The organism is Enterobacter sp. PL_is379, assembly GCF_055817355.1.
The window spans coordinates 17009-42537 of the sequence record NZ_JBVPGT010000031.1 but is presented as its reverse complement, the minus strand read 5'-3'; the positions used below and the strand labels follow the sequence as shown (position 1 = coordinate 42537).

Below are 25529 nucleotides of genomic sequence, written 5' to 3'. Positions count from 1 at the left end.
TTCTGTTAGAATCGGCAATTATTTTTTAATTAGATCAGCGCTAATACTGCTTCACAACAAGGAATGCAAATGAAGAAATTGCTCCCCATCCTTATCGGCCTGAGCCTGACGGGCTTCAGTGCAATGAGCCAGGCGGAAAACCTGTTACAGGTCTACCAGCAGGCACGTCTGGGCAACCCTGATTTACGTAAATCAGCGGCCGATCGTGATGCTGCGTTTGAAAAGATTAACGAAGCGCGTAGCCCCTTGCTGCCACAGTTAGGGTTAGGTGCAGATTATACCTACAGCAACGGTTTCCGCGACGCTAACGGCGTAAACTCCAATGCTACCAGCGCCTCACTGCAATTAACACAGACGCTGTTTGATATGTCCAAATGGCGTGCCCTGACCCTGCAGGAAAAGAGCGCAGGCATCCAGGATGTGACCTATCAGACCGACCAGCAGACGCTGATCCTGAACACGGCCACGGCGTATTTCAACGTGCTGAGCGCGATTGACGCGCTCTCCTACACCGAAGCGCAGAAACAGGCGATTTACCGCCAGTTAGATCAAACTACCCAGCGCTTCAACGTGGGCCTGGTGGCGATCACCGACGTGCAGAACGCCCGTTCACAGTACGACACCGTGCTGGCCAACGAAGTGACTGCGCGTAACAACCTCGACAACGCGCTGGAATCCCTGCGTCAGGTCACCGGGAATTATTATCCTGAGCTGGCGTCTCTGAACGTCGACAGCTTTAAAACGGATAAACCGCAGGCCGTTAACGCCCTGCTGAAAGAGGCGGAAAACCGCAACCTGACGTTGCTACAGGCGCGTCTGAGCCAGGACCTGGCCCGCGAGCAAATTCGTCAGGCGCAGGACGGTCATCTGCCAACCCTGAGCCTGAGCGCCTCTACCGGTATCTCTGACACCACCTACAGTGGCTCTAAAACGAATGGTGCCAATTCGCAGGGTTATAATGACAGCAATATGGGCCAGAACAAGGTGGGCCTGAGCTTCTCTCTGCCGCTGTACCAGGGCGGTCAGGTCAACTCTCAGGTGAAACAGGCGCAGTACAACTTTGTTGGCGCGAGCGAGCAGCTGGAAAGCGCGCATCGTAACGTGGTGCAGACCGTACGTTCATCCTTCAACAACGTGAACGCCTCTATCAGCAGCATCAACGCCTATAAACAGGCCGTTGTGTCTGCACAGAGCTCCCTGGACGCGATGGAAGCGGGTTACTCGGTCGGTACACGTACTATCGTTGACGTGCTCGATGCGACCACTACGCTGTACAACGCGAAACAGCAGCTCTCCAGCGCGCGTTATCAGTACCTGATTAACCAGCTGAACATTAAGCAGGCTCTGGGTACGCTGAACGAGCAAGACCTGCAGATGCTGAACAGCGCACTGGGCAAGCCGGTCTCCACCTCTCCGGAGAGCGTTGCACCTGAGAATCCTGACCAGGTTGCCGCGGTTGATAACTTCAACGCTAACAGCAACACCCCTGCTGCACAGCCCGCTGCCGCACGCACCACAGCGCCTGCCAGCAAGGGCAATAATCCGTTCCGTAACTAAGAGTGAGTGCCATCAGGCCTGCTGCGGCCTGATGCCCTCACCCCGCCCCTCTCCCACAGGGAGAGGGCGCATCTGAATCACATCCGAACGTAAGCCAACGTAAAGATCCCCCTGATTCCGCCCCTCTTCGCTTCATTTTCAACCACTCATCCTCTATCCTGAGCGTTATTACCACTGGGTCCTGGAAGACAAAGATGAAACGGACAAAATCTATAAATCACGCTTCGTTCCGCAAGAGCTGGAACGCGCGTCACCTCACCCCTGTTGCGCTGGCGGTCACGGCTGTCTTTATGCTGGCAGGCTGTGAGAAAAATGACGAAACGGTTTCGCTGTATCAAAACGCAGACGACTGCTCTGCCGCAACCGGCAAAGCCGCCGAGTGTAAAACGGCTTATACGAGCGCGCTGAAAGAAGCAGAACGTACCGCGCCGAAATATGCCTCACGCGAAGACTGCGTGGCGGAATTCGGTGAAGGTCAGTGCCAGCAGGCACCGGCCCAGGCCAGCACCGCACCTGAAAATCAGGCGCAGGCGCAGTCCAGCGGCAGCTTCTGGATGCCGCTGATGGCAGGCTACATGATGGGTCGCCTGATGGGCGGCGGTGCAGGCTACCAGCAGCAGCCGCTGTTTAGCTCGAAAAACCCGGCCAGCCCGGCTTACGGTCAATATACCGATGCCAGCGGTAAAGGCTACGGCGCAGCGACGCCTGGCCGCACCGTGACGGTACCGAAAACGGCAATGGCGCCGAAGCCTGCGACGACCAGCACCATCACCCGCGGCGGGTTTGGTGAATCGGTGGCGAAGCAGACCAGCATGCAGCGCAGCGCGACAGGCACCTCCTCTACTCGCTCAATGGGCGGCTGATCATGGAACGAGTCAGTATCACCGAGCGCCCGGACTGGCGCGAAAAAGCCACCGAGTACGGTTTTAACTTCCATACCATGTACGGCGAGCCGTACTGGTGTGAAGACGCTTACTACAAGCTCACGCTGGCCCAGGTTGAGAAGCTGGAAGAGGTGACGGCCGAGCTGCATCAGATGTGCCTGAAGGTCGTGGAAAAGGTCATCGACAGCGACGAGCTGATGGCAAAGTTCCGCATTCCGAAGCACACCTGGAGCTTTGTCCGCCAGTCGTGGAAAACGAATCAGCCTTCGCTTTACTCTCGCCTGGATCTGGCGTGGGACGGCAAAGGCGAGCCTAAGCTGCTGGAAAACAACGCCGATACCCCAACGTCCCTGTACGAAGCGGCGTTCTTCCAGTGGATCTGGCTGGAAGACCAGGCCAATGCCGGAAACCTGCCGGAAGGCAGCGACCAGTTCAACAGCCTGCAGGAGAAGCTGATCGAGCGCTTCGCCGAGCTGCGCGAGCAGTTTGGCTTCAACCTGCTGCATCTTGCCTGCTGCCGCGACACGGAAGAAGACCGTGGCACGGTTCAGTATCTGCAGGACTGCGCTGCCGAAGCGGAGGTGGCGACCGAGTTCCTCTATATCGAGGATATCGGCCTGGGTGAAAAAGGTCAGTTTACGGATACGCAGGATCAGGTGATCAGCAACCTGTTCAAGCTCTACCCGTGGGAGTATATGCTGCGCGAGATGTTCTCCACCAAGCTGGAAGACGCGGGCGTGCGCTGGCTGGAACCGGCCTGGAAGAGCATTATCTCTAACAAAGCCCTGCTGCCGATGCTCTGGGAGATGTTCCCGAATCACCCTAACCTGCTGCCAGCATATTTTGCGGAAGATGATTACCCGCAAATGGAGAAATACGTCGTTAAGCCGATCTTCTCCCGCGAAGGTGCGAACGTGTCGATTATCGAAAACGGTAAGACGCTGGAAGCGGTTGAAGGGCCGTACGGCGAAGAAGGGATGATCGTCCAGGAATTCTATCCACTGCCGAAGTTTGGCGACAGCTATACGCTGATTGGCAGCTGGCTCGTCAACGATCAACCGGCCGGGATTGGCATTCGCGAAGATCGCGCGCTGATCACGCAGGATCTGTCGCGGTTCTATCCGCATATTTTTGTGGAGTAAGACTGCGGCCTGATGCCCTCACCCCAGCCCTCTCCCACAGGGAGAGGGTGCACACACTAAAAACGGCAACCTGAAGTTGCCGTTTTGCTTTTATTACCCCACCAGCACCGACAGCATACTCAGGCTTCCCATCTCAATCCCGTCGACCGGGATCGTAACCGGCTCCTGACCATCCCACGCGCCAAGCACGTACAGCAGCGGCAGGAAGTGTTCCGGCGTCGGGTTAGAGAGCGAACCGCCCTCATGATCCAGATAGTTCACCAGCGGATGCTCCTCAGCCGGACCCTGCCACGTCAGGTTCGCTTTAACGTAGTCGTTAAAAGCGGTCGCCCATGGATATGGCGTGTTTTCACCGTGCCAGCGCGCCGTACGCAGGTTGTGCACCACGTTTCCGCTTGCCACCAGCATGATGCCTTCATCACGAAGCGTTGCCAGCTTGCGGCCCATCTCCAGATGCCAGGCGGCCGGTTTGGTGCTGTCGATGCTCAGCTGCACCATCGGGATATCCGCATCAGGATACATTTTAATCAGCACGCCCCAGGAGCCATGGTCAAAACCCCAGGCTTCTTTATCCAGCGTTACAGGAACAGGCGCCAGCAGATCCACCAGCCTTTGTGCCAGCTCAGGCGAGCCGGGGGCTGGATAGTGCGTGTCATACAGCGCCTGCGGGAAGCCGCCAAAATCATGAATGGTCTTTGGCGCTTCCATGGCGGTCACGCCCGTGCCGCGGGTGAACCAGTGCGCGGATACCACCACAATCGCTTTTGGACGCGGCAACGTCTCGCCCAGGCTACGCCATGCGCGGGTATAGACGTTGTCTTCCAGAACGTTCATTGGGCTGCCGTGGCCTAAAAACAGGGCTGGCATACGGGAAGAAGTCATGATGATATCCTTACAGAAGGTGTCAATTTAATGGTGCTACATTACGCGCAATCCGGCAAAGATGAACGCAGATAAGCGTGAAGATCATCATCAGGAAATTTGAATGTAAGGAATGTGTAAAGCCGGGGTTCGCCCCTCGCTTTGCCAGAAATGAATCATTTATATTAATGAGAATCATTATCACAAGGAGTTATGCATGTCAGTCCCCTTGATCCTGACCATACTCGCGGGTGCTGCGACCTTTATCGGTGCGATCCTCGGCGTACTTGGTCAAAAGCCCTCTAACCGCGTGCTGGCCTTCTCGCTGGGCTTTGCTGCCGGGATCATGCTGCTCATCTCCCTGATGGAGATGCTGCCTGCCGCGCTGGGCACAGAAGGCATGTCTCCGCTGCTGGGCTACGGCATGTTTGTCTTTGGCCTGCTGGGATACTTTGCCCTCGACCGGATGCTGCCGCACGCGCATCCGCAGGATTTAATGCAGAAAAACGTAACGCCCATGCCGCGGAATATTAAGCGAACGGCGGTTCTGCTGACGCTGGGCATCAGCCTGCATAATTTCCCGGAAGGGGTCGCCACCTACGTGACGGCCAGCAGCAATCTGGAAATGGGCTTTGGCATCGCACTGGCGGTGGCCTTACACAATATTCCTGAAGGACTGGCCGTCGCCGGACCGGTCTATGCCGCCACGGGCTCGAAACGCACCGCGGTGTTCTGGGCAGGTATTTCCGGGATGGCCGAAATCCTTGGCGGCGTGCTGGCCTGGCTGATCCTTGGTAGCCTGGTCTCTCCGGTAGTGATGGCGGCGATTATGGCAGCGGTAGCCGGGATCATGGTTGCACTTTCGGTGGATGAACTGATGCCGCTGGCGAAGGAGATAGATCCTAACAACAACCCCAGCTATGGCGTGCTGTGCGGAATGTCGGTGATGGGATTAAGCCTGGTTCTGCTGCAGACCGCAGGAATCGGGTAAAAAAACGCCGGGATATCCCGGCGTTTTTATTATCAGCTGGCTTTGCGCTCGTGCGCCTGGCGATACTCCACCAGATCTTCAATCGTTACCACCGGCATGTTGTGCAGACGCGCAAAGGTGATGCACTCCGGCGCGCGCGCCATAGTGCCGTCATCGTTGGTCAGTTCACACAGCACACCCGCAGGTTTGAAGCCCGCCAGCGTCACCAGGTCGATGGTCGCTTCGGTGTGACCGCCGCGGGTCAGGACGCCGCCCGCCTGCGCGCGCAGTGGGAAGACGTGGCCTGGACGATGCAGATCGGATGGCTTCGCACCGTCAGCAATCGCGGCACGTACGGTGGTCAGACGGTCAGCCGCAGACACACCGGTGGTCACGCCATGCGCCGCTTCAATAGTCACGGTAAAACCGGTACCAAAGGCGCTGGTGTTGTTTTCGACCATCATCGGCAGCTCGAGCTGCTTACGACGATCTTCGGTAATACACAGGCATACGATGCCGCTGCCGTGACGGATGGTCAGCGCCATCTGTTCAACGGTCATGTTTTCGGCGGCGAAAATCATGTCGCCTTCGTTTTCACGGTTTTCATCGTCAAGCACCATCACACCGCGGCCTTCGCGCAGTGCATCCAGTGCATGTTCAACACGTTGAGTTGAAGTGCCAAAAGAGGAAAGTAGCGTCTGATTCATGGTAAAAAAACCTCATTAACATTATGGTTACCAGAATCAGGGCAGTCTTAGGAGCGCCGTATAAGCGGCAAAAAGATAACGTGAGCGGGCCCATGCCCGACTGGATCGTTACTCTCTCCCATCCGGACTCTAACCGTCGGCCCCGGAATTACACCGGATCTGCTGACCTTTGAGTTTTCACCCAAAGCGCTCGCGGGCTTTCAGCGTCACGCTGATTTACCGCCGGTGGGGAATTTCGCCCCGCCCTGAGAATAAGCGAGATAACTATAACGCTATTGATTATCCTGGGCAATGCATAAGCATCAAACAATTTTGTTTACCCCGGGCATGACGCGCTACAATGGACACTAACACCTTTCCATCAAGGGAAACGACAATGATTGACCCGAAGAAAATTGAGCAGATCGCGCGTCAGGTTCATGAATCCATGCCAAAAGGCATTCGTGAATTTGGTGATGACGTTGAGAAGAAAATCCGCCAGACGCTGCAGGCGCAGTTGGTTCGCCTTGATTTAGTCAGCCGCGAAGAGTTTGACGTGCAGACCCAGGTTCTGCTGCGCACCCGCGAGAAGCTGGCGCTGCTGGAACAGCGTCTGACCGAGCTGGAAAACCGCAATGCGCCGGAAGAAGTGAAGCCAGCACCGGCCATTCCACCGGTGGATGACCAGGAGTAAGTGCGGCCTGATGCCCTCACCCCAGCCCTCTCCCACAGGGAGAGGGTGAAAAAATAAACGGGCCAGCTGGCCCGTTTATTTTACTGACTGTCTTTCTGGATCTTCCTGATGATGTTGGTGGTGGAACACCCGTCCTCAAAGTTGAGCACCATCACCTCGCCGCCGTTGGCCCAGACCTCTTCGCTGCCCGCGATTTGCTCCGGCTTGTAATCCCCGCCTTTTACCAGCAGATCCGGCAGAATACCGGCAATCAGGCGCTGCGGTGTGTCTTCTTCAAACGACACCACCCAGTCCACGGCTTCCAGCGCGCCGAGCACGATCATCCGCTGCTCAAGCGGGTTCACCGGACGCGTTTCACCCTTCAGGCGTTTCGTCGACGCATCGCTGTTGACCGCCACAATCAGGCGATCGCCCAGCTTGCGCGCATTCGCCAGATAGGAGACGTGGCCCGCGTGCAGGATGTCAAACACGCCGTTGGTCATCACCACTTTCTCACCGCGCTTGCGCGCGGCGGCAACGGCCACTTTAAGCTCGTCTTCGGTCATGACGCCAAAACCGGTGTCCGCACGGCCGCGCACCGCGTTTTCCAGCTCGATTGGGGAAACGGTTGAGGTACCGAGCTTACCAACGACCACACCCGCCGCGGCGTTAGCGAAGTAGCACGCCTCTTCCAGGGAGTTTCCTGCGGCCAGCGTCGCCGCCAGCACGCCGATCACCGTATCACCGGCACCGGTCACATCGTACACTTCCTGCGCCTGGGTTGGCATATGCAGCGGCGCCTTGCCCGGCTGCAACAGCGTCATCCCCTGCTCGGAGCGGGTCACCAGCAGCGCGGACAGCTCAAAGTCAGCAATGATCTTCATGCCGCGCTCAACCAGCTCTTCCTCGGTTTTGCACTTGCCCGCCACCGCCTCAAACTCGGAGAGGTTTGGCGTCAGCAGCGTCGCGCCGCGATAGCGCTCAAAGTCGGTGCCTTTCGGGTCGATCAGCACCGGCACGCTGGCTTTACGCGCCAGCTGGATCATCGTCTGCACGCTCGCCAGCGCGCCTTTCGCGTAGTCGGACAGCACCAGCGCGCCGATATTGCCCAGCGCCTGGTTAATGCGCTCGTGCAGCGGCTCGGGATCAACGCCTTCGAACCCTTCTTCAAAGTCGAGGCGGATCAGCTGCTGGTTGCGAGACAGCACGCGCAGCTTGGTGATGGTCGGGTGGGTCGGAACAGAAACGAAGTCGCACTTCACGTTCACGTCCGCCAGCGACTTACTCAGCGCGCGCGCCGCATCGTCGATGCCGGTCAAGCCAACCAGACGCGAGTGCGCGCCCAGAGAGGCAATGTTCATCGCCACGTTTGCCGCGCCGCCGGGACGCTCTTCAATGGTGTCGACCTTTACCACCGGTACCGGTGCTTCCGGAGAGATGCGGCTGGTCGGCCCATACCAGTAGCGATCCAGCATCACATCCCCAACAACCATTACCCCAGCACGTTCAAACTCTGGCAGTGTTACTTTCATTCCTGACTCCAGAAAGATTCACAATTTGCGCGCGATAATATCACACTTGATTTGTTACGCACGGTTCCACCAGCCACTTCTGCCAGCTGGCCGTTACCTGAGCGCGTTCTGCGACAAAACAGTCCAGCGCCACGTGTCCCGGCTGCTCCTGCAGCGCCAGGTGATGAAGCTCGTCGCGCAGCGTCGTGTAGGCGCGGGTTAAGGCCTGCGCCTCCTGCTCGTCCATGATGTCGTTTTGCGCCAGCAGTTCCAGAATGCGCACGTTATCGGACCAGCGGGTCAGCTTCGGCTTGTCGTGCGCGTGGAGCAGCACCAGATACTGGGTAATGAACTCAATATCGGTAATCCCGCCCTCGTCGGCTTTGATATCAAAGCGATCGCGGTGTTTATTACCCAGGTGCGCACGCATTTTCTCGCGCATCTCGCGCACTTCGGTCTGCAGCGTACTGCCCTCGCGCTGGGTGGTCATGACGTCCTTACGAATGGCATCGAACTGCGTTTTGAGCTGCGGATCGCCATACACCACGCGGGCGCGCACCAGCGCCTGATGCTCCCACGTCCAGGCTTCATTCTTCTGGTAATCGGCGAAGGATTCCGTTGAGGTGACCAGCATGCCCGCCGCGCCGGACGGACGCAGGCGCGCATCGACTTCATACAAAATGCCCGACGAGGTGCGGGTGCTGAACAGGTGCATAATGCGCTGAGCCAGGCGCAGGTAGAACTGACGCCCGTCAATTTCGCGCTCGCCGTCGGTCATCACGTCAACCGGGCAGTCGTGCAGGAAGATTAAATCCAGATCGGAGCTGTATCCCAGCTCCCAGCCGCCAAGCTTGCCATAACCGACCACGGCAAACCCTCGCCCCTCACGGTCAGCAAGGTGCTTCGGCTGGCCGTAGCGGGCCACCATCTGCACCCACGCCTGCTGCACTACCGCGTCGATGATCGCCTCCGCGAGCCAGGTTAAGTGATCGCTCACTTTCATCACCGGCAGCGTTCCGGCGATGTCCGCCGCCGCCACGCGCAGCATCTGGGCCTGCTTAAACTGGCGCAGCGCCTCCAGCTGCTGCTCTTCGTCTTCTTCCGGCACGCGCAGCAGATACTGACGCAGCTCGTCCCGGTAGGCATCCGTCGCCGTGGGTTGATACAGGGTGTTCGGGTCGAGCAGTTCATCCAGCAGCAGCGGATAGCGCGCCAGCTTGTTGGCCACCATCGGCGAGGCGGCGCAGAGCGTAATCAGATGCTTCAGCGCCCCCGGAAACTCGCTCAAAAGCTCAAGGTACGTGGTACGCGTGATGATCCCGCTCAGCAGCGGCATCATGCGCGACAGCGGCACCGGCGCATCCGCTCGCGAGCAGACCTCGCTCAGCAGGTGCGGCATCAGGTGATCCAGCACCTGACGGCCGCGCGGGCCGATGGCGCGTTTGTTCAGTTCGAGACGGAAATCAGCGATCAGCGCCACCACGCGATGCCGGGCATCGTCACTCAGGTGCGCCAGCACGGGGGTCGTGTCATCTTCCTGGAGCGCATCCTGCCACAGCTCGCGCCAGTGCTCGGAAAGCGCATCGTCCTGCGATTCGCTTTCGTCATCACCGATCAGTTCGTTAAAGATGCGGCGCACGCCTGCCATATGGGCATCGAGCCGTTCGGTCAGCGTTGACCAGTCGTTCACCCGCATCCCCCAGGCCAGACGCGCCCGGTTAAGGTCATCCCCCGGCAGGGTCTGGGTCTGTTCGTCGTTGATGCTTTGCAGCAGGTTTTCCAGACGACGCAGGAATAGATAGGCCTCGCGCAGGGTTTGCGCGTCGCCGTCCGGCAGCAGGTGCAGCTGCTCGATGGCGCTCAGCGTCGGCAGCAGTGAACGGGACTGTAACGACGGCTCACGCCCGCCGCGAATCAGCTGGAAGACCTGGACGATAAATTCGATTTCGCGAATGCCGCCCGCGCCAAGCTTGATGTTGTCCTTCAGCCCACGACGGCGAACCTCACGGGCGATCATCCCTTTCATATTGCGCAGGGACTGGATGACGCTGAAGTCGATATAGCGACGGAACACGAACGGGCGCAGCATGGCGCGCAGCTCGTTGGCGTAGGCGTCGTCGCTGTCGCCCATGATCCGCGCTTTAACCATCGCATAACGCTCCCAGTCGCGCCCCTGCTCCTGGTAATAATCTTCCAGCGCGGCAAAGCTCAGCACCAGCGGGCCACTGTCACCGAACGGCCGCAGGCGCATGTCCACGCGGTAAACAAAGCCGTCCTGCGTGGGCTGATCCAGCGCCTTAATCAGACGCTGCCCGAGACGGGTAAAGAACTGGGCGTTGTCCAGCTCGCGACGGCCGCCGCGCGTGGAGCCGTTCTCGGGCCAGGCAAAAATCAGGTCGATATCGGAGGAGAAGTTCAGCTCGCAGCCACCCAGCTTGCCCATCCCCAGAATCAACAGCGGCTGAGGAACCCCTTCCTCGCTGCACGGCGTGCCCCACTCTTTACAACAGGCGGCGTAGAGCCAGTCGCGCGCGGCGACAATCAGCGTTTGCGCCAGCTCGCTTAGCTGCTGCAGCGTACTCTCTTCGCTCACCAGCTCCAGCGCCTGAGCCCAGGCAATGCGCACCATCACCCGACGGCGGAACTGACGCAGGACGCGCATCAGCGTCGTCTCATCCGCTACGTCTTCGAGTGCGGCATGCAGCCAGCCGGCATAGTGCCGCCACTCGTCCGCCTGCGGCGGTGCGTTCTCAAGCTCCATCAGCCAGTCCGGGTAGGCGGTGATGCTTTCCTGCACAAAATCACTGAAGGCGAGTACGCTTTTCGCCTGCTCGCTTAACGATGACGCCGGTAATGACTCAGGCAGACGTTCGCACACGGTCTGCCACTGCTGCTGTAAAGGTGAAGAAAGCGGCATTTTAGGGGTTCCTTGCCAGAGTTAACGTTTTCCGCTGTGCAGCCAGAACGGCTCCTGCGAAATGGCCTCGTTACGGAAATGCTCAATCTCAATATGCTGGCGGGTTTCGATGGCATGCTTCAGCCCCTGCCAGTTTTCCAGCCACGCCTGCGCCTGTGGCCCGTCGTAGGCACCGGAAAGGAGCAGCATGCTGTCGATGTTGCGCGACAGACGGGGAAGCTGATCGCCATACTTATCGCCGAGCGGATAGGCAAAGGTGCTCTTCAGTTCAGCGGCATGACGGGAAAGATGAATATCCGCGAAACGCTTAAAGTTTTCCGCGATTTTGGCCTCTGCTTTCGCATCCAGGAAGGCGCGCCAGCCGCGCGTCACCAGAAACTCGGTCAGCGCCAGTTTTGCCGTGGCGGTTTGCGGGCTGTAGATCGCCGTTTGCGCCGAGACATCGGAGAGCATCAGCGTTTCGGTCTGCGTCAGCAGGTCACGTAAGTGAGCGCTCGCTTTGCGAGGAACAATACCGCCGAACAGCGCAAGGGTATGGCGCACCAGAGCAATCGCCGCCAGCACGTGGGATTTGGCGTTTTTCACATTCCGCACCCACAGCTCTTCATGGTATTGCCACTGAGAAAGCGCCAGCTCCAGCGCGGCTTCCAGACCCTGTTCAACGCTGGCTTTCGGCGCAACGTGCAAAATGGTCGTCTCTTTCAGCACGCGCGGCGCATTTCCGGCGGCCAGATGGTAACCTCGCGCGGCTTTACTCAGGCTTCCCTGACGTAATCCGGACTGGTTCACCAGCCTGCGCGCCAGCTTCAGCACGTCGTTGGCGTCCCCTTCCAGCAGCTCAAGCTCCAGTTCGCAAATCGGTTCCTGGAACTCACCCGCCTTCACGTCCCCCAGATCGAGGGCAATTTCGATGCGGCTTTTACCTTCCGTCACCAGCCATTTTTCGCGCCAGAAATCGGTGCTGAACAGCGGCTGCACCTGTTCCGCCAGCGTGGAAGGCAGCTCGCCTTCCGGCCAGACTTCCGCCGGGAAACGTTCCAGCTCAAGTTCTGGCTTGCTGATGTCGATATTGTATTCCGGGCGCTGATGTAACCCGCCGATCACGCGGCCGGCAATTTTCATCGTCATCTCGTAGCGCCCGCCCGCGCCCCGGATACGCAGCCCCATATCGTGGCGGCGCAGCCAGTTGTCTGGCGTTTCGTAATAGATATTAAGCAGCTGTACCGGTGCATGGTGTTCGCCGGAAAGCGTATGCAGATGCTGGCGGAGTGCGTCAACGCTGTCTTTTTCGACGATAAACTTTAATTCGATTTCTTGTGCCATAGCCTTGTACTTTTGCGTGCGTCACAGACGCGTCAATGAGGGCGAACTTCCTCGCCATTTGTTTGTCAGTACATAGTATTTTGCGCCAAATTGCCATGCAATGAGCAATTTGTCGGGCGTAAATGTGTAGAGTCGTGACACAGATGATTCTGATTGCTGACGAATGCTTTGCGTAGAGACACTGTTGCCACTACTATCGTTCCACTATTTATGAAAATAACGACTAATGATGCTTAAATTACGCCTGATTGGACTTACTTTACTCGCTTTTAGCGCCGCAACCGCCGTGCACGCTGAAGAAAAGCGTTACGTTTCTGACGAACTGAACACCTGGGTACGCAGTGGCCCCGGAGATAATTATCGCCTCGTGGGCACGGTAAATGCCGGCGAGGAAGTCACCCTGTTACAAACCAATGCGGACACCAACTACGGTCAGGTTCGCGACAGTACCGGTCGTACTTCCTGGATCCCGCTGAAAGAGTTGAGCACCGTGCCAAGCCTGCGCACGCGCGTGCCGGATCTGGAAAACCAGGTGAAGACCCTGACCGACAAGCTGAACAACATCGACGGCACCTGGAACCAGCGCACCGCTGAAATGCAGCAGAAAGTGGCGCAAAGCGACGGTGTGATTAACGGCCTGAAAGAAGAGAACCAGAAACTGAAAAACGAGCTGATTGTCGCGCAGAAGAAAGTGAATGCCGCCAACCTGCAGCTCGACGACAAACAGCGCACCATTATCATGCAGTGGTTTATGTATGGCGGTGGCGTGCTGGGCGTGGGTCTGGTACTGGGTCTGGTCCTGCCGCATCTGATCCCAAGCCGTAAGCGTAAAGACCGCTGGATGAACTAATTCGTCTTCTCTGCCAGACTTACGTATCATTCTGGAAAAGAGAAAACGGGAGAGTTGGGCGTGAAGAGTTATCTGGTCGGTGGTGCGGTACGTGATGCGTTGTTAGGTCTGCCGGTCAAAGATAAAGACTGGGTGGTGGTTGGCGCCACCCCTGAAGAGATGCTCGACGCGGGCTACCAGCAGGTAGGCCGCGATTTTCCCGTGTTCCTGCACCCGAAAAGCCGTGAAGAGTATGCCCTGGCGCGTACCGAGCGGAAATCGGGCTCGGGCTATACGGGCTTCACCTGCTATGCCGCGCCGGACGTGACGCTGGAGCAAGATCTCCTGCGCCGCGATCTCACCATCAACGCGCTGGCGCAGGACGAGCACGGGCAGATCGTTGACGCCTATGGCGGTCAGGACGATCTGCGCAACCGTCTTTTACGTCACGTCTCCCCGGCGTTTTCTGAAGATCCGCTCCGCGTGCTGCGCGTGGCACGCTTTGCCGCGCGTTACGCCCATCTCAGTTTCCGTATTGCCGATGAGACAATGACGCTGATGACCGCCATGACCGAGGCGGGCGAGCTTGAACACCTGACGCCAGAGCGCGTCTGGAAAGAGACGGAAAATGCGCTCACCACGCGTAACCCGCAGGTCTTTTTCCAGGTCCTGCGCGACTGCGGCGCGATGAAGGTGCTGTTCCCGGAAATAGACGCGCTGTTTGGCGTACCTGCCCCGGCAAAATGGCACCCGGAAATTGATACCGGCGTACACACGCTGATGACCCTGAGCATGGCGGCCATGCTCAGCCCTGACGTGGACGTGCGCTTTTCCACCCTGTGCCACGATCTCGGCAAAGGCTTAACGCCAAAAGAATTCTGGCCTCGCCACCACGGACACGGTCCGGCAGGGGTGAAGCTGGTCGAGGGGCTGTGCCAGCGTCTGCGCGTGCCGAACGAGATCCGCGATCTGGCGAAACTGGTGGCCGAATTCCACGATCTGATCCACACCTTCCCGATCCTGAAACCGGCCACCATCGTTAAGCTTTTCGATAACATCGACGCCTGGCGCAAACCCCAGCGCGTAGAGCAAATCGCGCTGACCAGCGAAGCTGACGTGCGCGGGCGTACCGGGTTTGAAGCGTGCGACTACCCGCAGGGACGTTTACTGCGTAAAGCCTGGGAGGTGGCGAAAGCGGTGCCCACGAAGGACGTTGTCGAGGCGGGATTCAAAGGACCGGAAATTCGCGAAGAACTCACGAAACGGCGAATTCAGGCGGTGTCTGACTGGAAAGAAAAGCATTGCCCTCAGCCAAAAGACTGAGGGCCATCGGTCAGAAGAAGACCACGTACACCGCAGCCGCCACGATAAAGCGATAGATCGCGAACGGAATAAACGAGATACGCTTAATCAACTGCAGGAAGGTTTTGATGGCAATCAGCGCCACGATAAACGCGGTGATGAAGCCAACGGCGAACATCGGAATGTCGCCAGCCGTCAGGAAGTGATAGCTCTTATAGACGTCGAGTACGGTGGCGCCCATCATCATCGGCACCGCCAGCAGGAACGAGAACTCTGACGCGGCGTAACGGCTTACGCCCATCAGCATCCCGCCGGAGATGGTTGCACCTGAACGCGAGAAGCCCGGCCACAGCGCCAGACACTGGAAGCAGCCAATGATAAACGCCTGACGATACGTCATATCGTCCAGACCTTCCGCGCGCGGCGTTTTTGGCTTCAGCACTTCCGCAGCGATCAGCAGGAAGCCGCCCACCACCAGCGCGTACATCACGTTAATCGGGTTAAACAGCGATTTGATAGCGTCGTGGAAAACCAGGCCCAGCACCACCGCCGGGACCATCCCGAGCAGAATATGGACCAACGACAGGCGACCTTTACTCATCCCTTCGTGCTGCGGCGGACGGCCAAAATGGATGCCGATCAGACCAAACAGACGGCGCCAGAACATCACCACCACCGCCAGAATAGACCCCAGTTGGATCACCACTTCGAACGTTTTGGCGGTATCGCCTTCAAAGCCCAGCAGATGGCCAACGATAATCATATGGCCCGTACTGGACACCGGCAAAAACTCCGTCAATCCTTCGACCACACCCAGTATTGCCGCCACCAGCAGCGAGTGCATATCGCTCATCTATAAACCCCTAAAAAGATATAAAAAAACGGTGTCCCATATGGACAACCGATAAGATACAGTCCTGAGACCGGTATAACCTAAATTGGTTTAGCAATTATGACGTTAATTCTTGCCTTTCAGATTTGTGCCACGCTCAATGATGACGCCAACGTTGGCGGCGCGCGCCACCGCGCCCGGCTTGCTCAGCTTGATGCGCACCCACGGTGAGTTGAATTTTTTCAGCAGCAATTCTGCGACTTCTTCAGCCACCCGTTCGACCAGCGCAAAACGTTGCCCTTCCACATGGTTGATGACCGTTTCACTGATGTCGGCATAGCTCAGACAGTCGTTCACGTCATCGCTTTTTGCCGATTTGCGGTTATCCCAGCCCATTTCGATATCGAACACCAGTTTCTGCTCGATGGTCTGTTCCCAGTCGTAAACACCAATAGTGGTGATTACCGAAAGTTGCTCTATAAATACAATATCCATCACGACCTGCCTGCTTTTTGGCTAAACCGGATACCACTTCCGGCGAATTATGCGTATTATCCACAGATGCTGAGAATACAGATACATTTTCAAAACGGAACAGCGTTATGAGTGCAATCGCGCCTGGAATGATCCTCCTCGCCTATCTTTGCGGCTCAATCTCCAGCGCCATTCTGGTCTGCCGCATTGCCGGGTTACCTGACCCGCGTGAAAATGGTTCCGGGAATCCGGGGGCGACCAACGTACTACGAATTGGCGGCAAGGGAGCAGCCGTAGCGGTTTTGATTTTTGATGTTCTGAAAGGGATGCTACCCGTCTGGGGCGCGTATGCGCTGGGCGTCACGCCGTTCTGGCTGGGGCTCATTGCTATTGCTGCCTGCGTCGGCCACATCTGGCCCGTATTCTTCGGCTTCAAAGGTGGTAAAGGTGTGGCGACCGCCTTTGGTGCCATTGCCCCCATTGGCTGGGACTTAACCGGCGTGATGGCCGGGACCTGGCTTCTGACCATTCTTCTGAGCGGCTATTCGTCGCTGGGCGCCATCGTCAGCGCGCTGATCGCCCCATTCTACGTCTGGTGGTTTAAACCCCAGTTTACCTTCCCGGTGTCGATGCTCTCCTGCCTTATCCTGCTGCGTCATCACGACAATATCCAGCGCCTGTGGCGTCGTCAGGAGACCAAAATCTGGACGAAGCTCAAGAGAAAGAAAAAAGACGCTCCGAAGGGTTAGTTATGCCTTATAGCCAAATGTGATTTTGGTCACCTTCTGCCTGTGGTAACTGTTAGGAACACAACACAACCACATAAGAAAAAAATGACTGAAATCACAGAATCTACTCCCCTTTCAACGGCAGGTATTCCCCCTGATGGCGACATCCAGTGGGTGCGCAGTGCATCGGATGTATCACGCCTCGTTAATGACGGTTCTCAGGGCCGGGCAAACGCCCGTATCGTAGTCGGTATCGCGCTGGGCGGCATTTTCCTCGATGCCTACGATCTGGGCGCGCTGGCATTTGGCATTAAAGACATCACCCGCGAATTTAACCTGACGCCCACCGGTACCGGTATGGTGGCCTCGGCGATTACCTTTGGCGCCATTGTCGGGGCGCTGCTTGGCGGCTATCTCACGGATAAAATCGGGCGCTACCGCGTTTTTATGGCTGATATGGTGTTCTTCGTGGTGGCCGCCATCGCCTGTGCACTGGCCCCGAACGAATATGTGCTCGCGGGCGCCCGCTTTGTGATGGGGCTCGGGGTCGGGATCGATCTTCCCGTGGCGATGGCGTTTTTAAGCGAGTTCGCCAGGCTGAAAGGGCCCGGTAATAAGGCCTCCAGCGTCGCGATGTGGTGCCCCACCTGGTATGCCGCCATCAGCATCTCCTACCTGCTGGTGCTTTTCTTCTACGCCGTGCTGCCGGAAAGCCACAGCGACTGGCTGTGGCGTTTGATTCTCGGCTTTGGCGCGGTGCCCGCGCTGGTGATTATCGCCATCCGCAGCCGCTACATGAGCGAATCGCCGGTCTGGGCGGCGAATCAGGGCAACCTGAAAGAGGCGGCGTCCATTTTACGCCAGTCGTATAACATCAATGCCCACGTGCCGCAGGACGCGCTCAGCCAGCCCGCACCTGTCGTGAATAAAGCGAAATGGTCAAACTATCTGAACCTGTTCCGCGGCATCTACTTACGCCGCACGACGCTCGCCACGCTGCTGTCCGTCGTCTCCTCGTTTGCCTATAACGCCGTGGCGTTTGGCCTGCCGGTGATCATCTCCAGCTTCTTTGTCCAGTCGATGCTCACCACCATCCTGATATCTCTGGCGCTTAACCTGCTGTTTGCCTTCGTTGGCGGACTGCTGGCGGTACGCTACGTACCGCGCTTCGGCGCCTGGCGGATGTCGCTTGCGGGTTATGCCTGCCAGCTGGTCGCGCTGCTGGGACTGGCGCTGATTGGTCGCCCTGAAGGCGCCACCGCGGGCGTTCTCGCCGTGGCGATGCTGGCGCTATTCCTGTTCGGTCAAGGCTTTGGCCCGGGCGCGCATACCATGACGTTCGCCTCGCTGAGCTACCCGACCTCGCTGCGCGGCGTTGGCGTCGGCCTTAACCAGACGCTGATGCGCAGCAGCTCGACGCTGTCGCTGTTCTTGTTCCCGCTACTGGTCGCCTCGCTGGATACCGCCGTGTTCTGGGTAATTGCGCTGGCGCCGTTTATTGGCCTGGCATCGCTGCTGGCAATCCGCTGGGAGCCGTCCGGGTATGATGTGGATGCGGAGGATTACCGCTAGTCCCGCAAACCGGCTCACAAGAGCCGGCTTTTTTATCCATAAGCGACTCATATGACAGCCTTCATTTCCGCCAGGGCATACTGAAACGTATCCCGATGGTGTGGAAATGGATGCAGCATGTTAGCAGCTCAGGTCACTGATAATTCGTACAAAGGCTGGCAGGCATCGCTTGCCCTGCAGTTTTGTCACACTTCTGAGAAAACCCTCCTGCACTCCGCCCACCACGTCGGGCCGCTCACCGTTCAACGTCCGTTTTACCCCGAAGGGGAAACCTGCCACCTTTATCTGCTGCACCCGCCGGGCGGGGTTGTGGGCGGCGATACGCTGGATATCACCGTGCGTCTGGACGCCAAAAGCCATGCGCTTATCACCATGCCCGGTGCCAGCAAGTTCTATCGCAGCAGCGGCCCACAGGCTCGCCTGAATCAGCATTTTTATCTCGAGGAAAATTCCACCCTGGAGTGGCTGCCGCAGGACACGATTATTTTTCCCGGCGCGAATGCCGCGCTGCGCTCCGTTTTTCATCTGAAGGCCTCCAGCACGCTGCTGGCGTGGGAGCTGTACTGCCTGGGCCGCCCGGTGATAAACGAAACCTTCAGTCACGGCACGCTGGAGAGCCGTCTTGAGGTGTGGGTAGATGACGAGCCGCGCCTGATTGAGCGTCAGCACCTTGGCGACGGCGATCTCACGCCCGTCGCCGGGCATCCGTGGCTCGGCACGCTGCTGTTCTACCCTGCCCGGGAAGAACATCTCGACGCGGTGCGTGAACGCCTCGCACCGCTGGAAAATTATGCAGGTGCAACGCTCACCGATGGCCTGCTGTCGGTGCGTTTTCTCTCCCACGATAACCTGATTTGTCAGCGGGTGATGCGCGACGTCTGGCAGTCGCTTCGCCCGCTTCTCACCACCAAAACCGCCTGTTCGCCGCGTATCTGGCAGACATAAGAGAAACGTTATGGAACTGACCCCCAGAGAAAAAGACAAGCTGTTGCTGTTCACCGCCGCGCTGGTTGCCGAACGCCGCCTTGCGCGCGGGGTAAAGCTCAATTACCCGGAATCAGTCGCGCTGATCAGCGCCTTCATCATGGAAGGCGCGCGCGATGGTGAAACCGTCGCCTCGCTGATGGAGGCAGGCCGCCACGTCCTGAGGCGCGACCAGGTGATGGAGGGCGTGCCGGAGATGATCCCGGATATTCAGGTCGAAGCCACCTTCCCGGACGGATCGAAGCTCGTCACCGTCCATAACCCGATCGTCTAAGGAGCACATGATGATCCCTGGCGAATATCAGATCCAGCCCGGCGCGATTGCGATCAACGTCGGGCGCGAAACCCAAGCCGTGATTGTTGAAAACCACGGCGACAGGCCGATCCAGGTCGGATCGCACTACCACTTTTACGAGGTCAACCCGGCGCTGAAGTTTGATCGTGAGGTGACCCGAGGCTACCGGCTGAACATCCCGGCGGGTACCGCCGTGCGCTTCGAGCCCGGCCAGAAGCGGGAAGTCACGCTGGTTCAGGTCGCGGGGGCGCAGCGCATTGTCGGCTTTCGCGGCGAGGTGATGGGCGAGGTGAAACATGGCTGAGATTTCGCGCCGGGCCTATGCCGATATGTTTGGCCCCACCACCGGGGATAAAGTGCGGCTGGCCGACAGCGAGCTGTGGATCGAAGTGGAAGACGATCTCACGGTCTACGGCGAAGAGGTCAAATTCGGCGGCGGAAAGGTGATCCGCGACGGAATGGGCCAGGGGCAGATGACCGCTGACGGCTGCGTGGATCTGGTTCTCACCAACGCGCTGATCGTCGATCACTGGGGGATCGTAAAAGCCGATATCGGCGTCAAGGACGGGCGGATCTTCGCCGTTGGCAAAGCCGGAAACCCGGACATTCAGCCCGGCGTGACGATCCCGATTGGCGCGGCAACGGAAGTGATTGCCTCCGAGGGGAAGATCGTCACCGCCGGCGGGATCGACACCCACATCCACTGGATCTGCCCGCAGCAGGCGGAAGAGGCGCTGGTCTCCGGCGTCACCACCATGATCGGCGGCGGCACCGGACCGGCGGCGGGCACCAACGCCACCACCTGTACGCCGGGGCCGTGGTATATCGCCCGCATGCTGCAGGCTGCCGATACGCTGCCGGTGAATATCGGCCTGCTCGGCAAAGGTAACGGCTCCAGTCCGGATGCCCTGCGCGAGCAGATTGCCGCGGGTGCCATCGGGCTTAAAATCCACGAAGACTGGGGCGCGACGCCTGCGGCGATCAACTGCTCGCTGGAGGTGGCCGAAGAGATGGACATTCAGGTGGCGCTGCACAGCGACACGCTGAACGAGTCCGGGTTTGTCGAAGATACGCTGGCCGCCATTGGCGGGCGCACAATCCACACCTTCCACACCGAAGGGGCGGGCGGTGGCCACGCGCCGGATATCATCACTGCCTGTGCGCACCCGAATATTCTGCCCTCCTCCACCAACCCGACCCTGCCCTACACGGTGAATACCATCGACGAGCATCTCGACATGCTGATGGTTTGCCATCACCTCGATCCGGATATCGCCGAGGACGTGGCGTTTGCCGAATCCCGCATTCGCCGGGAGACCATCGCCGCCGAAGACGTGCTGCACGACATCGGCGCGTTCTCGCTCACCTCGTCAGACTCTCAGGCCATGGGCCGCGTCGGGGAAGTGATTATCCGCACCTGGCAGGTCGCGCACCGCATGAAGGTCCAGCGCGGCGCGCTGCCGGAAGAGACCGGCGAGAACGATAACTTCCGCGTGAAGCGCTATGTCGCCAAATACACCATCAACCCGGCGTTGACCCACGGTATCGCCCATGAGGTCGGTTCGATTGAGGCGGGCAAGCTGGCGGATCTGGTCGTCTGGTCTCCGGCGTTCTTCGGCGTCAAACCCGCCACCATCGTCAAGGGCGGGATGATCGCCTGCGCGCCGATGGGGGATATCAACGCCTCAATCCCCACGCCGCAGCCGGTGCATTACCGCCCGATGTTTGGCGCGCTGGGCGCCGCGCGCCACGCCACCCGACTGACGTTTGTCTCGCAGGCGGCCAGTGCGAACGGTATCCCGCAGCAGCTCAACCTGCAAAGCGCCACCGCGGTGGTAAAAGGCTGCCGGACGGTGAAAAAGGCGGACATGATCCACAACGGGCTGCAGCCGAATATCACCGTCGACTCGCAAACCTACGAGGTGCGCGTCGACGGCGAACTGATTACCAGCGAACCGGCTGACGTTCTGCCGATGGCGCAACGCTATTTCCTGTTTTGAGGAGTGATGATGATCTATTTAACCCAACGCCTGGACCATGCGCATCAGACTACCGCCAGCGTCACGCTGCCGATTGACGTGCGGGTGAAAAGCCGCGCCCGCGTGGCGCTGAACGACGGCCGCGAAGCCGGGCTGATGCTGCCGCGCGGCCTGCTGCTGCGCGGGGGCGACCTGCTGACTACCGACGACGGCAGCGAGGTGATTGAAGTGATCGCCGCCCCGGAGTCGGTCTCCGTGGTGCGCTGCGCCGATCCGTTCCTGCTCGCCCGCGCCTGCTACCACCTGGGCAACCGCCACGTGCCGCTGCAGGTCATGCCCGGCGAACTGCGCTATCACCACGATCACGTTCTCGACGACATGCTGCGCCAGTTTGGGCTGGAGGTAACCTACGCCAGCCTGCCGTTTGAACCGGAAGCGGGCGCGTATGCCAGCGATGCCCACAGCCATAGCCACGCTCATACCCATTCACATTAAGGATCCATCATGCGCAAGTTACTCCCCCTGTTACTGCTGGCCTTTTCCGTTCCCGCGCTCGCGCATCCCGGCCACGGCGCCGACAGCTTTCAGGCCGGTTTTTTCCACCCGCTGACCGGGCTCGATCATCTCCTGATGCTGACCGGTGCAGGCGTGCTGTCGGCGCTGAGCGGCCGCAAGCTCCTGCTGCCGTTTGCCACCCTCGGGATGATGCTTGTCGGTGCCGTTGCGGGCAGTCTGCTCGGCGGCTTTAGCGGCATGGAGATGCTGATTATTGCCTCGCTGGCGGTCAGCGGCGTGATGATGTTTAAAACCGAAAATCGCCTGCTGCTGGCGGTGCCTGCCCTGGCGATGTTCCACGGCTGGGCGCACGGCGTGGAGATGTCCGGCCATAACTTCTGGCTCTTCACCAGCGGGTTTATGTTCGCCAGCGCCGCGGTGCTGTGCGCCAGTTTCGCCGCAGGATTGCTGCTGCGCCGTCACGACGGCCTGCGTAAAACCTTCGGCGGCGGGCTGATTGTCTCCGCCCTGCTGGCGCTGATGAGCTGATGGAGCACGCTCGCCAGAGGCTGCGCCTGATGCAGCTCTCCAGCAGCAGCCTGCCGGTCGGGTCGTTTACCTGGTCCCAGGGGCTGGAGTGGGCCGTTGAGGCGGGCTGGGTCACGGACGCCGGGGCCTTTAAACGCTGGCAAATACAGCAGATGGAGCAGAGCTTTTTCTGCGTCGATCTGCCGCTGTTTATCCGTCTCTGTCAGGCCTGCGATCGGCACGATCTGGCAACGGCCAAACGCTGGACGGCATACCTGCTCGCCTGCCGTGAAACGCGCGAGCTGCGCGAAGAGGAGCGCAACCGTGGGGCGGCCTTTACGCGACTGATTAAGAGCTGGGAACCTGACTGTCCGCCCGAATGGCTGCCGCTGTTTATGCAAAGCCAGCTCTGCGGCATGGCCTGGCTCGGCGTACGCTGGGGCATTAGCGTGCGCGAGCTGGCGCTGAGCCTTGGCTACAGCTGGATTGAGAGCGCGGTGATGGCAGGCGTCAAGCTGGTGCCGTTTGGGCAGCAGGCCGCACAGCAGCTGATTATCGAACTGAGCGACCACTACGCCGCTGGTTTTGAACAGGCATTTTTACGTCGCGACGACGCGCTGGGGGCAGCAACGCCGCTGTCCGCCATCGCCTCCGCGCGCCACGAAACCCAATATTCTCGACTATTCCGTTCCTGAGGAGTCAATATGGCTGATTACAAACATCCCCTGCGCGTGGGCGTAGGCGGCCCGGTAGGGTCGGGCAAAACCGCGCTGCTGGAAGCGCTCTGCAAGGCGATGCGCGATACCTATCATCTTGCGGTGGTGACCAACGATATCTACACCAAAGAGGATCAGCGCATTCTGACCGAGGCGGGCGCGCTGGCGCCGGAGCGCATTGTGGGCGTGGAGACGGGCGGCTGTCCGCATACCGCTATCCGCGAAGACGCCTCAATGAACCTGGCGGCGGTGGAAGCGCTCAGTGAGAAGTTCGGCAATCTGGATCTGATCTTCGTTGAAAGCGGCGGGGATAACCTGAGCGCGACGTTCAGCCCGGAGCTGGCGGATTTGACTATTTACGTGATCGACGTGGCCGAAGGGGAAAAAATCCCGCGCAAGGGCGGGCCGGGGATCACTAAGTCCGATTTTCTGGTGATCAACAAAACCGATCTCGCGCCGTACGTGGGGGCGTCGCTGGAGGTGATGGAGCGCGATACCAACCGCATGCGCGGCGAGCGTCCGTGGACGTTTACCAACCTGAAGGCGGGGGACGGTTTAGCGACGATTATTGCGTTTCTGGAAGAGAAAGGGATGCTGCGGGTGTAGTGCGGTTTGTTGCCGGGTGGCGGCTTCGCCTGACCCGGCCTACAAAACCGTAGGCCCGGTAAGCGCAGCGCCACCGGACAAAAAAACTCACGCCTCAGGCAGTTCCGCCAGCGGCCAGCGCGGACGCACGGACACGCTCAGGTCGGACGTTGCGCCAGCGTTCAGGCGCACCATACCCGCGTAGGCGATCATTGCCCCGTTATCGGTACAGAATTCCGGACGGGCATAGAACACTTCCCCGCGACGCTTTTGCATCATCTCGGCGAGCTTCGCGCGCAGCGTACGGTTGGCACTCACGCCGCCCGCCATCACCAGACGCTTGAAGCCGGTCTGATCCAGCGCGCGCTTGCACTTGATCATCAGCGTATCCACCACCGCATCTTCAAACGCGCGGGCGATATCGGCGCGGGTCTGCTCGCTGTCATCGTTATTGCGGATCGTGTTGGCCGCGAAGGTTTTCAGCCCGGAGAAGCTGAAGTCCAGCCCCGGACGGTCTGTCATCGGGCGCGGGAAGACAAAGCGCCCTTCCGTTCCCTGTGACGCCATTTTCGACAGCATCGGCCCGCCAGGGTAATCGAGTCCCAGCAGCTTGGCGGTTTTGTCGAAGGCTTCGCCGGCGGCGTCGTCGATCGACTCGCCCAACAGCTCGTATTTGCCAATGCCCGTTACGCTAATCAGCTGCGTGTGACCGCCGGAGACCAGCAGCGCCACAAACGGAAATTCAGGCGGATTCTCTTCCAGCATCGGCGCCAGAAGGTGCCCTTCCATATGGTGAACCGGGATCGCTGGCACATCCCACGCGAACGCCAGCGAACGGCCAACCGTTGCGCCAACCAGCAGCGCACCGACCAGGCCCGGGCCTGCGGTATACGCCACTGCATCAATCTCTTTTGCCGTTAATCCTGCTTCTTTCAGCGCCGCCTGAATCAGGGGAACCGTTTTACGCACGTGGTCACGAGAGGCCAGTTCAGGCACGACGCCGCCGTAGTCAGCGTGCAATTTCACCTGACTATACAGTTGGTTGGCCAGAAGCCCTTTTTCGTCGTCGTAAATGGCGATGCCGGTTTCATCGCAGGATGTTTCAATACCCAGTACACGCATGACTTGTTTTACCTCGTTTCAATACCGCGCAGTGTAGAGCCTGGGCGGGTTGATGTAAAACTTTGTTCGCCCCAGGAAGAAGGCTCGTGTATACTCCTCACCCTTATTAAAGTCCCTTTCAAAATCGCATCGGTGCTTTACAAAGCAGCAGCATTTGCAGTAAAATTCCGCACCATTTTGAAATAAGCTGGCGTTGATGCCAGCGGCAAACCGAATTTATTAAAGGTGAGAGTTACATGCCGGTAATTAAAGTACGTGAAAACGAGCCGTTCGACGTAGCACTGCGTCGCTTCAAACGTTCATGCGAGAAAGCAGGTGTTCTGGCTGAAGTTCGTCGTCGTGAGTTTTATGAAAAACCAACGACCGAACGTAAGCGCGCTAAAGCTTCCGCTGTGAAACGTCACGCGAAGAAACTGGCTCGCGAAAACGCACGCCGTACTCGTCTGTACTAATTGGTTGAGGGCCTCAGCCCTCAATTGACAGACAGAGTAATAGTCGTAAGGCCGTGCTTCCGGAAGGAATGCGCGGCTTGTTTTCGTTTATAAGTCGCTTAAAATTTTGGGG

At 58.8% G+C, this 25529-nt stretch carries 26 protein-coding genes and 1 riboswitch; of the genes, 18 read left to right on the top strand and 8 right to left on the bottom strand.

The features are described from left to right. The first annotated feature begins 69 nt into the window (after positions 1-69). The 3 genes from tolC (at position 70) to AC0TOY_RS16615 (ending at position 3583) form a co-directional block, all read left to right on the top strand. Positions 70-1557 (top strand): outer membrane channel protein TolC, encoded by a 1488-nt coding sequence (tolC, locus tag AC0TOY_RS16625; protein ID WP_024906491.1) that lies wholly within the window; start codon positions 70-72, stop codon positions 1555-1557. 194 nt (positions 1558-1751) lie between these two features. Then, positions 1752-2420, top strand: a complete 669-nt coding sequence (locus AC0TOY_RS16620; protein ID WP_024906490.1) for a DUF1190 family protein — start codon at positions 1752-1754, stop codon at positions 2418-2420. Between the two features lie 2 nt (positions 2421-2422). Beyond that, positions 2423-3583, top strand: a complete 1161-nt coding sequence (locus AC0TOY_RS16615; protein WP_473722202.1) for a glutathionylspermidine synthase family protein — start codon at positions 2423-2425, stop codon at positions 3581-3583. 93 nt (positions 3584-3676) lie between these two features. Here the strand turns inward: AC0TOY_RS16615 and ygiD are convergent, their stop codons facing one another. Next, a complete protein-coding gene (ygiD, locus tag AC0TOY_RS16610; RefSeq protein WP_473722200.1) occupies positions 3677-4465 on the bottom strand; it encodes a 4,5-DOPA-extradiol-dioxygenase in 789 nt (262 codons plus the stop codon). A gap of 196 nt (positions 4466-4661) precedes the next feature. On the opposite strand from ygiD, the gene zupT reads away from it, so the two are divergent. Beyond that, a complete protein-coding gene (zupT, locus tag AC0TOY_RS16605; RefSeq protein WP_024906487.1) occupies positions 4662-5435 on the top strand; it encodes a zinc transporter ZupT in 774 nt (257 codons plus the stop codon). Between the two features lie 32 nt (positions 5436-5467). Here the strand turns inward: zupT and ribB are convergent, their stop codons facing one another. Beyond that, positions 5468-6121 carry a 3,4-dihydroxy-2-butanone-4-phosphate synthase gene (gene ribB, locus AC0TOY_RS16600; protein WP_010435670.1) on the bottom strand — a complete coding sequence of 218 codons (654 nt, stop codon included), beginning with the start codon at positions 6119-6121 and terminating at the stop codon, positions 5468-5470. Between the two features lie 106 nt (positions 6122-6227). Beyond that, positions 6228-6378: riboswitch (FMN riboswitch) on the bottom strand. A gap of 119 nt (positions 6379-6497) precedes the next feature. Between ribB and ubiK the strand changes: the two genes are divergently transcribed. Continuing rightward, complete coding sequence (gene ubiK, locus AC0TOY_RS16595) at positions 6498-6794, top strand: ubiquinone biosynthesis accessory factor UbiK (protein ID WP_014071796.1); 297 nt, start codon at positions 6498-6500, stop codon at positions 6792-6794. A gap of 80 nt (positions 6795-6874) precedes the next feature. Here ubiK and hldE read toward each other — a convergent pair whose 3' ends face one another. Genes hldE through AC0TOY_RS16580 form a run of 3 tightly spaced genes read right to left on the bottom strand, consistent with a single transcriptional unit; the run spans position 6875 to position 12524 of the window. Continuing rightward, positions 6875-8305: a bifunctional D-glycero-beta-D-manno-heptose-7-phosphate kinase/D-glycero-beta-D-manno-heptose 1-phosphate adenylyltransferase HldE gene (gene hldE / locus AC0TOY_RS16590; protein ID WP_061714460.1), complete on the bottom strand. Its 1431-nt coding sequence runs from the start codon at positions 8303-8305 to the stop codon at positions 6875-6877. 40 nt (positions 8306-8345) lie between these two features. After that, complete coding sequence (glnE, locus tag AC0TOY_RS16585) at positions 8346-11201, bottom strand: bifunctional [glutamate--ammonia ligase]-adenylyl-L-tyrosine phosphorylase/[glutamate--ammonia-ligase] adenylyltransferase (RefSeq protein WP_473722198.1); 2856 nt, start codon at positions 11199-11201, stop codon at positions 8346-8348. A gap of 21 nt (positions 11202-11222) precedes the next feature. Further along, the gene (locus tag AC0TOY_RS16580) at positions 11223-12524 is read right to left on the bottom strand and encodes a CYTH domain-containing protein (RefSeq protein WP_473722197.1); all 1302 of its coding nucleotides are present in this window, start codon (positions 12522-12524) and stop codon (positions 11223-11225) included. Between the two features lie 229 nt (positions 12525-12753). On the opposite strand from AC0TOY_RS16580, the gene AC0TOY_RS16575 reads away from it, so the two are divergent. Together AC0TOY_RS16575 and AC0TOY_RS16570 are read left to right on the top strand one after the other, a co-directional pair. Continuing rightward, a complete protein-coding gene (locus AC0TOY_RS16575; protein ID WP_024906484.1) occupies positions 12754-13374 on the top strand; it encodes a TIGR04211 family SH3 domain-containing protein in 621 nt (206 codons plus the stop codon). A gap of 60 nt (positions 13375-13434) precedes the next feature. Next, positions 13435-14676, top strand: coding sequence for a multifunctional CCA addition/repair protein (locus tag AC0TOY_RS16570; protein ID WP_473722196.1), 1242 nt, complete (start codon positions 13435-13437; stop codon positions 14674-14676). A gap of 10 nt (positions 14677-14686) precedes the next feature. On the opposite strand, the gene bacA is transcribed toward AC0TOY_RS16570, so the two are convergent. Together bacA and folB are read right to left on the bottom strand one after the other, a co-directional pair. Further along, a complete protein-coding gene (gene bacA / locus AC0TOY_RS16565; RefSeq protein WP_290093947.1) occupies positions 14687-15508 on the bottom strand; it encodes an undecaprenyl-diphosphate phosphatase in 822 nt (273 codons plus the stop codon). A 105-nt stretch (positions 15509-15613) separates the two neighbouring features. Further along, entirely contained in the window at positions 15614-15982 is a 369-nt protein-coding gene (folB, locus tag AC0TOY_RS16560) for a bifunctional dihydroneopterin aldolase/7,8-dihydroneopterin epimerase (RefSeq protein WP_032645073.1), read from the bottom strand. 107 nt (positions 15983-16089) lie between these two features. Between folB and plsY the strand changes: the two genes are divergently transcribed. The 10 genes from plsY (at position 16090) to ureG (ending at position 23864) form a co-directional block, all read left to right on the top strand. Then, complete coding sequence (plsY, locus tag AC0TOY_RS16555; RefSeq protein ID WP_023309216.1) at positions 16090-16710, top strand: glycerol-3-phosphate 1-O-acyltransferase PlsY; 621 nt, start codon at positions 16090-16092, stop codon at positions 16708-16710. Positions 16711-16794: 84 nt separating this feature from the next. After that, a complete protein-coding gene (locus AC0TOY_RS16550; RefSeq protein ID WP_473722194.1) occupies positions 16795-18261 on the top strand; it encodes an MFS transporter in 1467 nt (488 codons plus the stop codon). A 117-nt stretch (positions 18262-18378) separates the two neighbouring features. Next, a complete protein-coding gene (locus AC0TOY_RS16545; protein WP_473722192.1) occupies positions 18379-19206 on the top strand; it encodes an urease accessory protein UreD in 828 nt (275 codons plus the stop codon). A 10-nt stretch (positions 19207-19216) separates the two neighbouring features. Beyond that, the gene (locus tag AC0TOY_RS16540) at positions 19217-19519 is read left to right on the top strand and encodes an urease subunit gamma (RefSeq protein ID WP_006811999.1); all 303 of its coding nucleotides are present in this window, start codon (positions 19217-19219) and stop codon (positions 19517-19519) included. A 10-nt stretch (positions 19520-19529) separates the two neighbouring features. Further along, entirely contained in the window at positions 19530-19844 is a 315-nt protein-coding gene (locus AC0TOY_RS16535; RefSeq protein WP_267215636.1) for an urease subunit beta, read from the top strand. Then, positions 19837-21540, top strand: coding sequence for an urease subunit alpha (ureC, locus tag AC0TOY_RS16530; protein WP_407820992.1), 1704 nt, complete (start codon positions 19837-19839; stop codon positions 21538-21540). The genes AC0TOY_RS16535 and ureC overlap by 8 nt, the downstream gene beginning before the upstream one ends. A 9-nt stretch (positions 21541-21549) precedes the next feature. Next, a complete protein-coding gene (gene ureE / locus AC0TOY_RS16525) occupies positions 21550-22014 on the top strand; it encodes an urease accessory protein UreE (RefSeq protein ID WP_045909994.1) in 465 nt (154 codons plus the stop codon). 9 nt (positions 22015-22023) lie between these two features. Next, entirely contained in the window at positions 22024-22563 is a 540-nt protein-coding gene (locus AC0TOY_RS16520; protein WP_473722190.1) for a HupE/UreJ family protein, read from the top strand. Continuing rightward, entirely contained in the window at positions 22563-23237 is a 675-nt protein-coding gene (locus AC0TOY_RS16515; RefSeq protein WP_473722188.1) for an urease accessory protein UreF, read from the top strand. Before AC0TOY_RS16520 ends, AC0TOY_RS16515 begins: the two co-directional genes overlap by 1 nt. Positions 23238-23246: 9 nt before the next feature. Continuing rightward, positions 23247-23864, top strand: a complete 618-nt coding sequence (gene ureG / locus AC0TOY_RS16510; protein ID WP_024906473.1) for an urease accessory protein UreG — start codon at positions 23247-23249, stop codon at positions 23862-23864. An 87-nt stretch (positions 23865-23951) separates the two neighbouring features. Here the strand turns inward: ureG and tsaD are convergent, their stop codons facing one another. Then, positions 23952-24965 carry a tRNA (adenosine(37)-N6)-threonylcarbamoyltransferase complex transferase subunit TsaD gene (gene tsaD, locus AC0TOY_RS16505; protein ID WP_032650276.1) on the bottom strand — a complete coding sequence of 338 codons (1014 nt, stop codon included), beginning with the start codon at positions 24963-24965 and terminating at the stop codon, positions 23952-23954. 236 nt (positions 24966-25201) lie between these two features. On the opposite strand from tsaD, the gene rpsU reads away from it, so the two are divergent. Beyond that, positions 25202-25417: a 30S ribosomal protein S21 gene (rpsU, locus tag AC0TOY_RS16500; protein WP_001144069.1), complete on the top strand. Its 216-nt coding sequence runs from the start codon at positions 25202-25204 to the stop codon at positions 25415-25417. The last annotated feature ends 112 nt before the right edge of the window (positions 25418-25529 follow it).